This is a genomic window from Curtobacterium sp. SORGH_AS_0776, from assembly GCF_031453355.1.
Taxonomy (GTDB): domain Bacteria; phylum Actinomycetota; class Actinomycetes; order Actinomycetales; family Microbacteriaceae; genus Curtobacterium.
Genome location: NZ_JAVIYU010000001.1, coordinates 2973422 through 2988600 on the forward strand (window position 1 = coordinate 2973422; position 15179 = coordinate 2988600).

Genomic DNA, 15179 nt, shown 5'->3' on the forward strand with positions numbered 1-15179 from the left:
GATCAGAAAGAGATTGCCCCCGCGCACCGGACCCAGCATGGCGAGGAAGTTCCTGCTGCCTACGCGGGTTCGGCTTGGAGCGCCGAGTGCGGCACCACTGTAGCACCACCGAGGTCGACGGCCAGCATGAGCGCCCGCCAGTCGGATTCCCCGTGTCGCGACACGAGGTCGGCCGCGGTGAGTCGCTGCGCGGGGTCGCTGCCGAGGACCAGGAGGCTCGGGCCGGCTCCGGAGACGACCGCCGCCAGGCCGTGCTGCCGCAGCAGGCCGATGAGGGCGTCGGTCTCCGGCATGGCGCTGGCACGGTAGGCCTGGTGCAACCGGTCCTCGGTCGCCGCCAGGAGGAGCTCGGGGCTCTGGATGAGCGCGGCGACGAGCAGGGCGGAGCGGGACACGTTGAACGCGGCGTCCTCGTGCGGGACGCTCGCCGGCTGCAGGGAGCGCGCGAGCTTCGTCGAGAGCGTCGAGGTCGGCACGAAGACCACCGGCGAGACACCGCGGTGGACGAGCAGGCGCTTGTACGCCGGACCCTCCGCGGTCATCCACGCGATGGTCAGCCCGCCGAAGAGCGCCGGCGCGACGTTGTCCGGGTGCCCCTCCATCTCGGTCGCGAGCGTGAGCAGTGTCGAGGCGTCGAGGTCGACGACGCCCTCGAGCAACCCGCGCGCGGCCATCAGCCCGGCGACGATCGCGGCCGCCGAGGACCCCATGCCGCGGCCGTGCGGGATGGCGTTCACCGCGTGCAGCTCGAGTCCGGGCTGCAGTGCGACGCCGGCGTGCTCGAGCCCGCGGCGGACGGCGCGGACAACGAGGTTCGTGTCGTCGGTGGCGACCTCACCCGCGCCGACACCGTCGACCGTGACGGTCGCGCCGGGCTCGGGCCGGACCCGGACGACGACCTCGTCGTAGAGCGACAGGGCGAGGCCCAGGGAGTCGAACCCCGGTCCGAGGTTCGCGGAGGTCGCCGGGACCCGTACGCGGACCGCCCGTCCGGCCGGTACAGCGATCTGGGCGGTCATGCCCTCCCCCGGTCCGGACGAGCGGTCGGGGCTCACTCGGCGCCGACCAGTCCGAGCACGTCGGCGACCGACTTCGTGTCGACCGGGACGCTCGTCGGGGTGACCTCGCCGCCGTCCTGCGTGCGGAGGGCCCACTGCGGGTCCTTGAGGCCGTGGCCGGTCACCGTGATGACGACCTTCGCGCCCTTCGGCACGACGCCGGCGTCGGCACGCTCGAGGAGCCCGGCGACGCCGATGGCCGAGGCGGGCTCGACGAAGACGCCGACCTCGGCGGAGAGGATGCGGTGCGCGGCGAGGATCGCCTCGTCGGTGATGGCACCGAAGTAGCCGTCGGTCTCGTCACGGGCCTCGAGCGCGAACTCCCACGAGGCCGGGTTGCCGATGCGGATCGCGGACGCGATGGTGTCCGGGTTGCGGACGACCTCGCCGCGGACGATCGGGGCCGAGCCCGCGGCCTGGAAGCCGAACATGCGCGGGAGCCTGGACGACCGACCGGCGGCCACGTCCTCGCGGTAGCCGCGGGAGTACGCCGTGTAGTTGCCCGCGTTGCCCACCGGCAGGAAGTGGAAGTCGGGCGCGTCACCGAGGACGTCGACGACCTCGAACGCGGCGGTCTTCTGCCCCTCGATGCGGTCGTTGTTGACCGAGTTCACCAGGTGCACCGGGTAGTTCGCGGCGAGGTCGCGGGCGATGTCGAGGCAGTCGTCGAAGTTGCCCTGCACCTGCAGCAGCTGGGCGTCGTGGGCGACGGCCTGGCTGAGCTTGCCCATGGCGATCTTGCCCTCGGGCACGAGCACCGCGGCGGTGATGCCGGCGTGCGTGGCGTACGCGGCGGCGGAGGCGCTCGTGTTGCCGGTCGAGGCGCAGATGACGGCCTTCGCACCGTGCTCGACGGCCTTCGAGATCGCCATGGTCATGCCGCGGTCCTTGAACGACCCGGTCGGGTTCATGCCCTCGAACTTGACGTAGACCTCGGCCCCCGTGCGCTCGGACAGGCGGCGCGCCGGGATGAGCGGGGTCCCGCCCTCACCGAGCGTGACGACGGGCGTCGCCTCGGTGACGTCGAGACGGTCGGCGTACTCGCGCAGGACACCCTGCCACTGGTGGGCCATGAGGCTCCCCTTCTTGTCGGTTCTGGAGTTCGGTCGGGCGCGGCTCAGGCGCCGACGACGCGGAGGACGCTCGTGACCTCGGCGACGACGTCCTCGTTGCGGAGGGCGACCACCGTCGCGGCGAGGTCGGACTCGCGCGCCAGGTGCGTGCCGATGACGAGGGTCGCGGTCGCGTCGGACCCGGTGGCGACGGTCTGCTCGACGGTCTCGACGCTGACGCCGTGCTTCGCGAGGACGCCCGCGACGGTCGACAGCACACCCGGGGCGTCCGTGACGTGCAGCGTGATCTGGTAGCGCGTGCGGACGGTGCCGATCGGGAAGACCGGCAGCGCGGACTGGGTCGACTCGGCGATGCCGGGGCCACCGATGACGTGTCGGCGTGCGGCGGACACCAGGTCGCCGAGGACGGCCGAGGCGGTCTCGACCCCGCCGGCACCGGCGCCGTAGAACATCAGGTCACCGGCGGCCTCGGCCTCGACGAACACGGCGTTCTTCGCCCCGTGCACGCTCGCGAGCGGGTGCGACTCCGGCACCAGGGCCGGGTACACGCGGGCGCTGACGCCCTCGGTGCCCTGCTCGTCGGTCAGGCGCTCGGCCGTCGCGAGGATCTTCACGACGTACCCGGCCTTGCGCGCGGCCCGGACCTGCTCGATCGTCACCGAGGTGATGCCCTCGCGGTGGACTGCGGCGAGCGGCACCGAGGTGTGGAACGCGAGCGACGCCAGGATCGCGGCCTTCTGCGCGGCGTCGTAGCCCTCGATGTCGGCGGTCGGGTCGGCCTCGGCGTACCCGAGCTCGGTCGCGGTCGCGAGGGCGTCCTCGAACGTCGAGCCCTCGCGGTCCATCAGGTCGAGGATGAAGTTGGTCGTGCCGTTGACGATGCCCATGATGCGCTCGATGCGGTCACCCGCGAGGGAGTCGTGCAGCGGTCGGATGATCGGGATCGCGCCGGCGACGGCTGCCTCGTAGTAGAGCTGCGCGCCCACCTGCTCGGCGACCGCGAAGAGCTCCGGGCCGTGGGTCGCCAGGAGGGCCTTGTTGCCGGTGACGACGTCGGCGCCGGACTGCAGCGCCTGGAGCACGAGCGTCCGTGCCGGCTCGATGCCGCCGATCAGCTCGACGACGATGTCCGCGCCGAGGATGAGCGACGCCGCGTCCGTCGTGAAGAGCTCCTTCGGCAGGTCGACGTCGCGCGGGGCGTCGAGGTCGCGCACCGCGATCCCGACGAGCTCCAGGCCGGCCCCGGCACGAGAGGCGAGCTCGTCGCCGTGTTCGAGGAGCAGCCGCGCCACCTGGGAACCGACCGAGCCGGCTCCGAGCAGCGCGACGCGGACGTTGCGGTATTCGATCATCTGGTGCGGGTCCTGTTCGTGGGGAGTCGGGTCGTCCGAGGGGCTCAGGCCCCCGGGACCACCCCGGTGTCGCGGGCGAGGAGGTCGTCGATCGACTCGCCACGCACGAGGATACGGGGTACGCCGTCGGCGACCGCCACGACCGGCGGGCGTCCGACGTGGTTGTAGTTGCTCGCCAGGCTCCAGCAGTACGCACCGGTGGCGGCCACGGCGAGGAGGTCCCCGCGGTGCACGTCACCGGGCAGGTACTCGTCGTTCACGACGATGTCGCCGGACTCGCAGTGCTTCCCGACCACGCGGGTGAGGACGGCGGGGGCGTCGGACGTCCGGGCGAGCCGGGCCGTGTAGTCGGCGCCGTAGAGCGCGGGTCGGGCGTTGTCGCTCATGCCGCCGTCGACCGACACGTACGTCCGGGTGGCGGCCTCCTGCTCGTCGTCCGAGAGCGTCACGGGCTTGATGGTGCCGACGCGGTAGAGCGTGATCCCCGCGGGCCCGACGATGTACCGGCCGGGCTCGACCGCGATCTCGGGGACCGGGTATGTCCCGCTCGGCGCAGGCCTCGGCCACGATGGTCGCGAGCGCGTCGGCGACGTCCTCCGGCTCGAACGCCGAGTCGGCCTCGGTGTAGTCGATGCCCCAGCCGCCGCCGAGGTTGAGCTCCGGCACCGGGCCGGTCGCCACGAGCGAGGCGTGCACGTCCATCAGGCGCCGCGCGGCCTCGCGGAAGCCGGACTCGTCGAAGATCTGCGAGCCGATGTGCGAGTGCAGGCCGACGAAGGCGAGCGACGGCTCGGCGCGGACGGCCTCGGCAGCGGTGACGGCCTCGGTCAGGGGGATGCCGAACTTCTGGTCCTCGCGCGCGGTCGCCAGGTACTCGTGCGTCGACGCGTGCACCCCGCTGTTGATCCGGATGCGCACGCGCTGCACGACCCCGGCATCGGCCGCGGCACGGGCGACGCGCTGCACTTCCTCGTGGCTGTCGAGGACGATGGTGCCGACGCCGACCTCGACCGCGCGGGCGATCTCGGCGTCCGACTTGTCGTTGCCGTGGAAGCCGAGCAGCGCCGGGTCGACTCCCCCGGCCAGGGCCACCGCGAGCTCGCCGCCGGTGCACACGTCGACGCGGAGGTCGGCCTCGACCATCCACGCCGCGACCTGCGTCGTCAGGAACGCCTTGCCGGCGTAGTAGACGTGCGCCCGGGTGCCGATCCGCTCGAACGCCTCGGTGAAGGCGTTCCGCACCCGCACTGCACGGGACTGCACGTCGCGTTCGTCGACCACGTACAGCGGCGTGCCGAACTGCGCGACCAGGTCGGACGCGGCGATCCCGCCGACGACGAGCTCGCCGTCGTCGGTCCGGGTCGCGGAGGCAGGCCAGATCCGCGCGGTCAGCGCGGAGGCGTCCGTCGGGAACCGCAGGTGCTGCGGGGCAAGGGGGTTCTCGCTCACGGGACCCGATCCTACCGAGCCGAGCCGCGCCTCCTGACTGTGTGACGCAGCCACGTGCTCAACCGCACGAACCGACCGTCTGCAGCCCCGCCTCGTTGAGCGGCAGCGAGTCGGCCGTGACGCGCACCGTCGCCTCGGAGGCGGTGACGTCGAGCGACCGCACGAGGAGCCCCGACGGCAGGAACTGCGCCGTGCAGACCTCGACGGGGACGTTCGTGACGCCCGGGATCGAGTCCACCTTGAGGCCGAGCGACGAGTTCGTGATCCGCACCGTCTTCGGCGTGATCGTGATGCCCTTGCCGTCGTCCTGCGCGGCGACGTCGCCCTTCGCCGCGTAGGTGATGTCGTAGCCGAGGACCGCGGTCTTGCCGGAGAGCTCCACGCCGCCGTCGACGAGGCTGAGCCGGTCGAACAGCGGGCTGTACTTCGACAGGTCCTTCACGGACGCGGCCGCGAGCCGGACGTGGCCGTCGACGTCGCGCACGTCGCCCTTCCCGTCGACGGGCACGTCACGCGCGGTGACGTCGGCGGCGAGCGGGATGCCGTCGATCGTGAGCTTCTGGGAGGAGATCTCGACCTCGTCGAGCTGCCCGCCGATCAGCTGCGGGATGACGATGCCCTTCGCGTGCGCCTCGACCTCGCCGGTGGCGCCGGACGGCAGCGACTGCTCGACCTGCTGGGCGATGATGCGGTCGACGACCCCGCGGAGGACGAACTCGGCGATCACGACGAGCGCGGCGAGGACGACCACGACGACGATCAGCACGACGGGCCAGCGACGGCGCTTCCGGGGGGTCACGGTGGCGGCGGACATGCGTCCCACCTTGCCAGGTGGCCCCGGCAGCGAGCCTGGAGGCGCGGCGTGCGCCCGGCGCGCCGGGCGCACGGGCGCGGTCGCGGTCGCGCCGGCCGCGTGCGCCCAGCGCCCGCCGCACAACGGAAGTCGCCCCGAACCACGGCATTCCGCAGTTCGGGGCGACTTTGGTTGTGCGCAGCGCTCCGCGCCGGCCGGGCGGCGACCGCTACATGCGCTCCGGCGCCGTCACGCCGAGCAGGCCCAGCCCGTTGCGGACGACCTGGCCGGTGGCGTCGTTCAGCCAGAGGCGCGTGCGGTGCAGGTCGGTCACGGGCTCGTCCCCGAGGGGCGTGACCCGGCAGGCGTCGTACCAGCGGTGGTAGAGCCCGGCGAGCTGCTCGATGTACCGCGCGACACGGTGCGGCTCGCGGAGCTCGGCCGCCTGGCGCACCACGCGCGGGTACTCCGCCAGGGCGCCGAGCAGGGCCCCCTCGGTGTCGTGCGTCAGGAGCGAGGCGTCGAAGGCCGACCGGTCCACCCCGGCGTTCGCGGCGTTGCGGGCCACGGACTGCGTGCGGGCGTGGGCGTACTGCACGTAGAAGACGGGGTTGTCGTTCGTGCGCTTCGTGAGCAGGTCGAGGTCGATGTCGATCGCGGTGTCGCTGGCGAACCGGACGAGCGCGTACCGGCCCGCATCCACGCCCACGGCGTCGACGAGGTCCTCCATCGTGACGATCGTTCCGTTGCGCTTCGACATGCGCATCGGTTCGCCGTCCTTGAGCAGGTTGACCATCTGCCCGATGAGGATCTCGAGGTTCTTGCCCGGCTCGTCCCCGAACGCGGCGCACATCGCCATCATCCGGCCGACGTAGCCGTGGTGGTCCGCGCCGAGCATGATGAGGTTCCGCTCGAACCCGCGCTCGCGCTTGTCGAGGTAGTACGCCAGGTCGCCGGCGATGTAGGCGGGCTCGCCGTCCGACTTGATGACGACGCGGTCGCGGTCGTCGCCGAAGTCGGTGGTCCGGAGCCACTCTGCACCCTCGGCCTCGTACATCACGCCCGCCGAGCGCAGTCGCTCGATGGCGCGCTCGACGGCCTTCGACTCGTGCAGGGCGTTCTCGTGGAAGTACACGTCGAAGTCGACGCCGAAGTCGTGCAGCGACGACTTGATGTCCGCGAACATGAAGTCGACGCCCTCGCGCCGGAAGAGCTCCTGCGCCTCGTCGCGCGGCAGGTCCTTCACGTCGACCGACGGGTCGAGCGTCGCGATCACGCGCGCCGCGATCTCGGCGATGTACGCGCCGCCGTAGCCGTCCTCGGGCGTGGGCTCACCGAGCGCCGACGCCACGAGAGAGCGGGCGAAGCGGTCGATCTGCGCGCCGTGGTCGTTGAAGTAGTACTCGCGGGTGACGAGGCCGCCCTGCGCCTGGAACACCCGCGCGAGGCTGTCGCCCACCGCGGCCCAGCGCACGCCGCCCATGTGGATCGGCCCGGTCGGGTTCGCGGACACGAACTCGAGGTCGATCCGCACGCCGTCGTACAGGTCGCCGTGCCCGAAGGACTCGCCGCCCTCGACGATCGTGCGCGCGATCTCTCCGGCAGCGGCGGCCTCGAGCGTGATGTTGATGAAGCCGGGGCCGGCGACGTCGACCGAGTCCACGCCGTCGAGCTCGGTCAGCTCACCGGCGATCTCCGTCGCGAGCTCGCGCGGGTTCGTGCCGAGCCGCTTCGCGAGCTGCATCGCCGCGTTGGAGGCCCAGTCGCCGTGCGCGCGGTTCTTCGGACGTTCGAGTGCCGCGTGGGACTCCTCGACGGTCACGGTGTCGGACGCGCCTCGTCGCTCGACGATCCCGGTCAGGATCGACAGGTACGCGGCGGAGAGTTCGGCAGGAGTCACGAGGGTCGAGTCTACCGGGACGCACAGGTCCTCCCCGGTCGATGCACCATCATGTCGGGATGACCACCCGCAGCCGCGTCCGGGCGATCAGCGTCGCCCTCCTCACCGTGTCCGCGTCCGTCGCCCTGGTGGCGTGCTCCGGCGGCGGCTCGGACGGCGCCACGCCGAGCGCCACGGCGGGTCCGATCGGGAAACGGGTCGCACAGACGTGCACCGAGCTCCTGCCCGCCGACGCCCTGTCCGTCTACGGGAAGACGTTCACCCTCGACGACGACTTCACGCCGGAGAGGGGGACCCCGGCGGCGCGCATCGCCGAGCAGCGCGGTCGCGTGTGCCACTGGAGTGCGACCGACGACGCCTCGACGACGATCACGGTCGCCGTCGCCGACCTGCCTGAGAAGTCGCTCACGAACCTCAAGGACGCGCTCTACGAACGGGGCGGATCCGTGCCGACCTACCGGGTCGAGGGGTACTTCTCGCTCACCGACGGCGTCGGGCGCGCGGACGCCTTCGCCGACCCGTACTGGATCACCGCGACCTCCACCCTCTTCACCGAGCCCGGCGGCGCGCAGCCGGTCGTCGACGCGGTGCGGAGCGTCGTGCAGCCGAGCGCGTCCGCGACGCCGGCCGGCTGACCCGACACGGGTCGGACGGGATCGGGCGTACCTGGTGAGTTCTTTCGACCAGGTACGCCCGATCTCGCTTGCCATCGCGCGCGTCCTGGGAAAGACCGGCACCGAGCGCGCCCCGCGCCCGCCGTACCCACCAGACGGACGGGAGGCGCAGTGCGGCCCCGCCCCGGACCTCCCGTCCGTCAGCTGGTCACCCGCGTACCTGGCGGGAACGGGCGTACCTGGTGAGTTCTTCCGACCAGGTACGCCCGATCCCGCTTCCCATCGCGCGCGTCCTGGGAAGGACCGGGCGCGACACGCGTGGTCTCGGACAGCCGTGCGGACCTGCTACGGTTGGTTCCACCCAGGGCCCCCATAGCTCAGGGGATAGAGCACTGCCCTCCGGAGGCAGGGGCGGAGGTTCGAATCCTCCTGGGGGCACAGTGACATCCCCGCGCAAGGCGAGTTTTTCGCTTCGCTCAGGCGACTGCCCGCGATGTCGGCTACGCCGACCTTCCCTCGGGGGCGGTCGGGGCAGGGGCCCTCGTGGGCGCACAGCGCGGTAGCGTCGGCGCATGACGATGGTGTTCCCGGAACCTGGTGTTGCGCCGCTGCGAGGCGGGCCGAGGCTCGGGTGGGGCGTGATCGGGCCCGGCGAGATCGCGGGCGACTTCACGTCGACGCTCCACGCGAACTCCGACCAGCGCGTCGTCGCCGTCGGCTCCCGCTCCCCCGAACGCGCCGCCGCCTTCGCCCGGCGACACGGGATCCCCGGCGTGCACGGCTCGTACGAGGCCCTCGTCGCCGACCCCGCCGTCGACGTCGTCTACGTCGCCTCACCGCACCCGCAGCACCTCGGCCACGCGCTCCTCGCGATCGCCGCGGGCAAGCACGTCCTCGTCGAGAAGCCGATGACCACGTCCGAGGCGGACACCCGCACCCTCGCCGAGGCCGCCCGCAGCGCCGGGGTGTTCGCGATGGAGGCGATGTGGACCCGGTACCTCCCGGGGACCACCGTCGTCGCACGACTCCTCGCGGACGGCGCCCTCGGCGACGTCCGGCTCGCGTCCGTCGACGTCGGCTGGCCGCACGACCCCGACCCCGCCGACCGCATGTTCGACCCTGCCGCCGGCGGCGGCGCCCTCCTCGATGCCGGTGTGTACGGGCACTGGTTCGCACGGTTCGCCACCGGCGCCCCGGTGACCAGCAGCACGACGGGAGCGGTCTCCGGACGCGGGGTGGACCTCCAGTCCGTCACCGTGTCGACGTCGGCCGGCGGCGCGCAGGCCGTGGTGACCACGACGATGACCGCGTGGACGCCCGGACTCGCGGTCATCGCGGGGAGCGCGGCCACCGTGCGGTACACCGACCACTTCGTGTTCCCGGCGTCCTTCGCGCTGCACCACGGCGCGGAGGCGGCGCACTGGGAGGACGAGAGCGGCCTCCGTGGCAGACAGGGCCTCGTCTGGCAGACCGGGGCGCTCGCGCACTACGTCGCCGAGGGGCGCACGGAGTCGCCGCTGCACTCGCTCGACGACTCGATCGGCCTCGCCGCGACGCTCGACGCGGCGCGGTCCGCGCTCGGTCCCCGGGTGGACGCCCCTGGTGTTTCCGAACGCGACACGTCCACCCCCTAGGATCACGGGCCGGTCGACCCCGCACGCGACCGGGAAGAGGACTCGATGACCGCAGCCACCGGGAACCCGCAGCACGAACTCGCCCGGGGCGCCGACGCCCCGGCACCACGGACCCTGCTCGACGTCCTCACCGCGACCGCCGCCGAGCACCCCGACGCCACCGCGCTCGAGGACCCGGCCGGCACGATCGACTACACGACGCTCGTGCGCCTGGTGCACGGGCAGGCCGACGACCTCGCGCGACGCGGGGTCCGACGGGGCGACCGGGTGGGCGTCCGGATCCCGTCCGGCGGGCGCGACCTGTACGTGTCGATCCTCGCGGTGCTCGCCGCCGGCGCCGCGTACGTCCCGGTGGACGCGGACGACCCCGAGGAACGCGCCACGCTCGTGTTCGGCGAGGCCGGCGTCGTCGGCGTGATCGGAGTGGGCGGCATCCTGCGTGACCGCGACGGCGCGGAACTCCCGGTGACCGACCCCGCGGCGAGCGCCGAGTTCCCCCAGCAGGACGACGACGCGTGGATCATCTTCACGTCCGGGTCGACCGGCGTGCCCAAGGGCGTCGCCGTGACGCACCGGTCCGCGGCGGCGTTCGTGGACGCCGAGGCGCGGATGTTCCTGCAGGCCGCGCCGATCGGTCCGGGCGACCGGGTGCTGGCGGGTCTGAGCGTGGCGTTCGACGCGTCGTGCGAGGAGATGTGGTTGGCGTGGGGCCACGGTGCGTGCCTGGTGCCGGCGCCGCGGTCGCTCGTGCGCACCGGGGTGGACCTGGGGCCGTGGCTCATCGCGCACGGGATCACGGTGGTGTCGACGGTGCCGACGCTCGCGGCGCTGTGGCCGGACGACGCACTGGAGCAGGTGCGGTTGGTCATCTTCGGTGGTGAGGCCTGCCCGCCGGAGCTCGCTGCGCGGATCGCGAGCCGCGAGCGGGAGGTGTGGAACACGTACGGTCCGACGGAGGCGACGGTGGTGGCGTGCGGTGCCCTGCTCGACGGGAGCACGCCGATCCGGATCGGGTTGCCGCTGGACGGCTGGGACCTCGCGGTCGTGGACGCGGCGGGTGCCCGGGTGGAGCCCGGGGGTGTCGGGGAGCTCGTCATCGGCGGGGTCGGGCTCGGGCGGTACCTGGACCCGGCGAAGGACGCCGAGAAGTACGCGCCGTTCCCGGAGCTCGGGTGGGACCGGGCGTACCGGAGCGGTGACCTGGTGCGGTACGACCCCGAGGGGCTCGTGTTCCAGGGTCGTGCGGACGACCAGGTGAAGCTCGGCGGTCGTCGCATCGAGCTCGGGGAGATCGACGCGGCGCTGCAGGGGCTGCCGGACGTGGCCGGGGGCGCTGCCGTGGTGCAGCGGACGCCGGCGGGCAACCAGGTGCTGGTCGGGTACGTCGCGCCGGTCGCGGGTGCGACGGTGGACGTGGCGGCGGCGAACGCCCGGCTGCGCGAGGAGCTCCCGGCGGCGCTCGTGCCGCTGCTCGCGGTGGTGGACTCGCTGCCGACGCGGACCTCGGGCAAGGTCGACCGTGCCGCGCTCCCGTGGCCGTTGCCGGGATCGTCGGACACGGCGATGCTCCCGGACACGGTGGCGTGGATCGCCGAGCGGTGGTCCGCGATCCTCGGGGTGCCGGTGGCGAGCGTCGACGACGACTTCTTCGCGCACGGCGGCGGGTCGCTGACGGCGGCGCAGCTCGTGTCGGCGATCCGTGAGCGCTTCCCGACGACGACGGTGGCCGACGTGTACGACCACCCGCGGATCGGGGCGCTGGCGGACGCGCTCGACGACTCCGGCCCCGTGACGTCGGTGCCGCGTGACGTCCGGCCGGTCCCGCCGGCGACGGGTGTGGTGATGACGGTGCTCGGGCTACCCCTGCAGGTGCTCCGCGGTCTGCGGGTGGTGACGTGGACGGCGCTCGTGGCGGCGGTGCTGCACGCGACGACGCTGCCGTCCGTCCCGGTGCTGCCCTGGCCGGCGCTCGTCGTGGCGCTCGTGCTGTTCGTCACCCCGGCGGGGAAGATGGCCGTGACGGTCGTCCTCGTCCGGGCCCTGCTCGTCGGGGTGCGTCCGGGTGACCACCCCCGTGGCGGGTCGGTGCACGTGCGGGTCTGGCTCGCGGAGCGGATCGCCGAGGCGGTGGACGGCCCCTCGACGGCCGGTGCGCCGTGGATCAGCTACTACGCCAGGGCCCTGGGCGCGACGATCGGCAAGGACGTGGACCTGCACGCGCTGCCGCCGGTGACCGGGATGCTGACGGTCGGCAAGCGGGCGTCGATCGAGCCCGAGGTCGACCTCGCCGGACACTGGGTCGACGGCGACGTGTTCCGGCTCGGCCGGGTCCGGATCGACGCGGACGCCGTGGTGCACAGCCGGACGACGCTGCTGCCGGGTGCGCACGTGGGCGTCGGTGCCGAGGTGGAGGCCGGTTCCGCGGTCGCCGACCGGGTCCCCGACGGGGAGCGGTGGGCGGGGTCGCCGGCGGAACGCGTCGGGTCGGCTCGGCACGACCGGGAGGCGCGACCCCCGTCCCGACGCCGGTGGCTGCTGGCGTACGGGGCCGGGTCCCTGGCCGTGGCCGGGTTGCCGGCGATCGGTGTCGCCGCGGGGGTGGGGCTGGTGTGGCTCCTCGTCGGACCGGTCGCGTCCCTCCAGCGGGCCGTGCTGCTCGCGCTCGCGTGGGTACCGGTGGGGACGGTCGTCGCGGGGCTCGTGTACGCGGGACTCGTCGTGGCAGCGGTGCGGTTGCTCGGGATCGGTCTGCACGAGGGTCGGCACCCGGTGCGCTCCCGGATCGGGTGGCAGGTGTGGACGACCGAGCGGATCCTCGACGGCGCCCGGACGCTGCTGTTCCCGGTGTACGCGTCGCTCGTGACCCCGCTCTGGCTCCGACTGCTCGGGGCGCGGGTGGGACGGAACACCGAGATCTCGACGGTCCTGCTCATCCCGGCGCTCACGCAGATCGCCTCGGGAGCGTTCCTCGCCGACGACACGATGGTGGCGACGTACGAGCTCGGCGGCGGTCGGGTGCGGATCGGTCGGTCGAAGGTGGGGCGGCGGGCGTTCCTCGGCAACAGCGGGATGACCGGCGCCGGACGTTCGGTGCCGCGCGAGGCCCTGGTCGCGGTGCTGTCCGCCGTCCCGAAGAAGGCGAAGCGCGGATCGTCGTGGCTCGGCTCTCCCCCGGTGCGGCTCCGGCGCGCGACGGCGGAGTTCGACGAGGAGCGCACGTTCCGGCCGCCGCGGTCCCTCAAGGTCGCTCGAGGCTGCTGGGAACTCCTGCGCCTGGCCGCCCCGATGGTGTCCGCGGGGATCGCGCTCGGGGTCGTCGGCACGCTGCTCGCCCTCTGGACGGCAGTCGGCATCGGGTGGACGGTGCTGCTCGCCGGGCCGGTGCTCATCGTCGCCGGTGCCGTCGCGGCTGTGGTGTCGACGATCGCGAAGTGGTCCTTCGTCGGCCGGATCGCCGCCCGCGAGCACCCGCTCTGGTCGTCGTTCGTGTGGCGGAACGAGGTGCAGGACACGTTCGTCGAGACCGTCGCCCGGCCGTGGTTCGCCGAGCAGGCGACGGGGACGCCGGCCCTCGCGGCGTGGCTCCGCAGTCTCGGGGCGACGATCGGCCGCGGCACCTGGCTCGAGACGTACTGGCTCCCGGAGGCCGACCTCGTGACGATCGGGTCCGGAGCCGCCGTGGCCCGCGGCACGGTCGTGCAGACGCACCTGTTCCACGACCGGGTGATGCAGCTCGACGAGGTCCGCCTCGACCCGGGTGCGACGCTCGGGCCGCACAGCGTGGTGCTGCCGGCGGCGGGCATCGGACCGGGCGCCACCGTCGGGCCGGCGTCCCTCGTGATGCGCGGCGAGCAGGTGCCCGGCGGGACGCACTGGTCTGGTAACCCGATCGCTCCGTGGACATCGGCACCGCCGGTGCCGGCGCGGTCGTCCGTCGAGCACGTCGCCGTGGCAGACTCGACGGCACCGTGAAGCCCGCCTCGACGAACCCAGACGCCGACCCGTACACCCCGCACAGCGGCGACCGACGGTGGAGCGCCCACCACTACGAGCTCCGTCTGGAGTACCGCGTCGCGACGAACCGCCTCGACGGCACCGCGACGATCAGCGGCCGTGCGCACGAGGACCTCGACCGTGTCGTCCTCGACCTGCACGGCATGACGGTCGACCGGGTGGACGTCGACGGCAAGCGGGCGAAGAAGCACACGACCGCGACGCACAAGCTCACCGTGACCCCGGCTGAGCCCGTCGCCGCCGGCACGGACTTCACCGTCCACGTGCGGTACCGCGGCACCCCGCACCCGCTCCGCAGTCCGTGGGGCCAGATCGGCTGGGAAGAGCTCACCGACGGCGTCATCGTCGCCGCGCAGCCCACCGGCGCCCCGTCGTGGTTCCCGTGCAACGACCGACCGGACGACAAGGCCACCTACCGGTTCGAGATCACCGCCGAGGCCGCCTACGACGTCGTCGCGAACGGCGAGCTGCTCGGCAAGGAGCGCGCCCGCGCCGGCACGACGTGGACGTACGCCACGACCGAGCCGATGGCGACCTACCTCGCGACGGTGCAGATCGGGCGCTACCGCACGACGAAGCTCCGCGGCTCGGACACCCCCGTCACGCTGCACCACCCCGCCGACCTCGGCACGGCCGCGAAGACGGACTTCGGGCGGGTGCCGGACATGCTCGCCCTGTACGCGGACCGGTTCGGGCCGTACCCGTTCGCGTCGTACGGCGTCGTGGTGACCGACGACGAGCTCGAGATCCCGCTCGAGGCGCACGGCCTGGCGGTCTTCGGCCGGAACCACGTCGACGGCGAGCACGGCACCGACCGGCTGATCGCACACGAACTCGCGCACCAGTGGTTCGGCAACTCCGTGACGGTCGCCAGGTGGAAGGACATCTGGTTGCACGAGGGCTTCGCCTGCTACGCCGAGTGGCTCTGGTCGGAGCACCGCGGCGGCGACTCGGCCGACACCCTCGCGGCGACGTACCGCGACGGGCTCCTGGAGCAGCCCGAGGACCTCGTCGTGGCCGACCCGGGCCCGAAGGACATGTTCGACGACCGGGTCTACAAGCGCGGCGCCCTGGCCCTGCACGCCGTCCGCCGGTCGGTCGGCGACGACGCGTTCTTCGCCGGGCTCCGGACGATCACCGAGCGACACCGGTACGGGTCGGTCGCACCGGAGGACGTGCACGCCGCGTTCGCCGACGCAGCCGGGACCGACGTCGACGCCGTCCGGGCCGTGACGACTCCCTGGCTCGACGAGCCCACCGTCCCCGCGCTCTAGGGATCGGTCGGCGACGAC

9 protein-coding genes, 1 tRNA gene and 1 pseudogene are annotated in these 15179 nt (G+C 73.1%); 5 read left to right on the forward strand and 6 right to left on the reverse strand.

What is annotated here, in order from left to right:
- Positions 1–59: 59 nt before the first annotated feature.
- From thrB to argS, 6 genes and pseudogenes are all read right to left on the reverse strand, one after another.
- The gene (gene thrB, locus QE359_RS14560) at positions 60–1019 is read right to left on the reverse strand and encodes a homoserine kinase (RefSeq protein ID WP_309779708.1); all 960 of its coding nucleotides are present in this window, start codon (positions 1017–1019) and stop codon (positions 60–62) included.
- Positions 1020–1051: 32 nt separating this feature from the next.
- Entirely contained in the window at positions 1052–2131 is a 1080-nt protein-coding gene (gene thrC, locus QE359_RS14565; RefSeq protein ID WP_070416299.1) for a threonine synthase, read from the reverse strand.
- A 44-nt stretch (positions 2132–2175) separates the two neighbouring features.
- A complete protein-coding gene (locus QE359_RS14570) occupies positions 2176–3483 on the reverse strand; it encodes a homoserine dehydrogenase (RefSeq protein ID WP_071302517.1) in 1308 nt (435 codons plus the stop codon).
- Between the two features lie 44 nt (positions 3484–3527).
- Positions 3528–4932: pseudogene (lysA, locus tag QE359_RS14575) on the reverse strand (diaminopimelate decarboxylase).
- Positions 4933–4990: 58 nt separating this feature from the next.
- Entirely contained in the window at positions 4991–5746 is a 756-nt protein-coding gene (locus tag QE359_RS14580) for an LmeA family phospholipid-binding protein (protein ID WP_309779711.1), read from the reverse strand.
- A gap of 208 nt (positions 5747–5954) precedes the next feature.
- Entirely contained in the window at positions 5955–7625 is a 1671-nt protein-coding gene (argS, locus tag QE359_RS14585) for an arginine--tRNA ligase (protein ID WP_309779712.1), read from the reverse strand.
- Positions 7626–7684: 59 nt separating this feature from the next.
- Here argS and QE359_RS14590 point away from each other — a divergent pair, with 59 nt between their 5' ends.
- From QE359_RS14590 to QE359_RS14610, 5 genes are all read left to right on the forward strand, one after another.
- On the forward strand, positions 7685–8260 hold the full coding sequence (locus tag QE359_RS14590) for a hypothetical protein (protein ID WP_309779716.1): 576 nt from the start codon (positions 7685–7687) through the stop codon (positions 8258–8260).
- A gap of 345 nt (positions 8261–8605) precedes the next feature.
- A tRNA-Arg gene (locus QE359_RS14595) sits at positions 8606–8677 on the forward strand.
- 134 nt (positions 8678–8811) lie between these two features.
- On the forward strand, positions 8812–9873 hold the full coding sequence (locus tag QE359_RS14600; RefSeq protein WP_309779717.1) for a Gfo/Idh/MocA family oxidoreductase: 1062 nt from the start codon (positions 8812–8814) through the stop codon (positions 9871–9873).
- Between the two features lie 45 nt (positions 9874–9918).
- On the forward strand, positions 9919–13845 hold the full coding sequence (locus QE359_RS14605; protein WP_309779718.1) for a Pls/PosA family non-ribosomal peptide synthetase: 3927 nt from the start codon (positions 9919–9921) through the stop codon (positions 13843–13845).
- Positions 13770–15161 carry a M1 family metallopeptidase gene (locus QE359_RS14610; RefSeq protein WP_309779719.1) on the forward strand — a complete coding sequence of 464 codons (1392 nt, stop codon included), beginning with the start codon at positions 13770–13772 and terminating at the stop codon, positions 15159–15161. The genes QE359_RS14605 and QE359_RS14610 overlap by 76 nt, the downstream gene beginning before the upstream one ends.
- Positions 15162–15179: the final 18 nt, after the last annotated feature.

Excerpts from the sequence above, each read along its gene's own strand:
- thrC (WP_070416299.1), bottom strand. The coding sequence starts at position 2,131 with ATGGCCCACCAGTGGCAGGGTGTCCTGCGCGAGTACGCCGACCGTCTC.
- QE359_RS14570 (WP_071302517.1), bottom strand. The coding sequence starts at position 3,483 with ATGATCGAATACCGCAACGTCCGCGTCGCGCTGCTCGGAGCCGGCTCG.
- QE359_RS14600 (WP_309779717.1), top strand. The coding sequence starts at position 8,812 with ATGACGATGGTGTTCCCGGAACCTGGTGTTGCGCCGCTGCGAGGCGGG.
- QE359_RS14590 (WP_309779716.1), top strand. The coding sequence starts at position 7,685 with ATGACCACCCGCAGCCGCGTCCGGGCGATCAGCGTCGCCCTCCTCACC.
- QE359_RS14580 (WP_309779711.1), bottom strand. The coding sequence starts at position 5,746 with ATGTCCGCCGCCACCGTGACCCCCCGGAAGCGCCGTCGCTGGCCCGTC.
- QE359_RS14605 (WP_309779718.1), top strand. The coding sequence starts at position 9,919 with ATGACCGCAGCCACCGGGAACCCGCAGCACGAACTCGCCCGGGGCGCC.
- thrB (WP_309779708.1), bottom strand. The coding sequence starts at position 1,019 with ATGACCGCCCAGATCGCTGTACCGGCCGGACGGGCGGTCCGCGTACGG.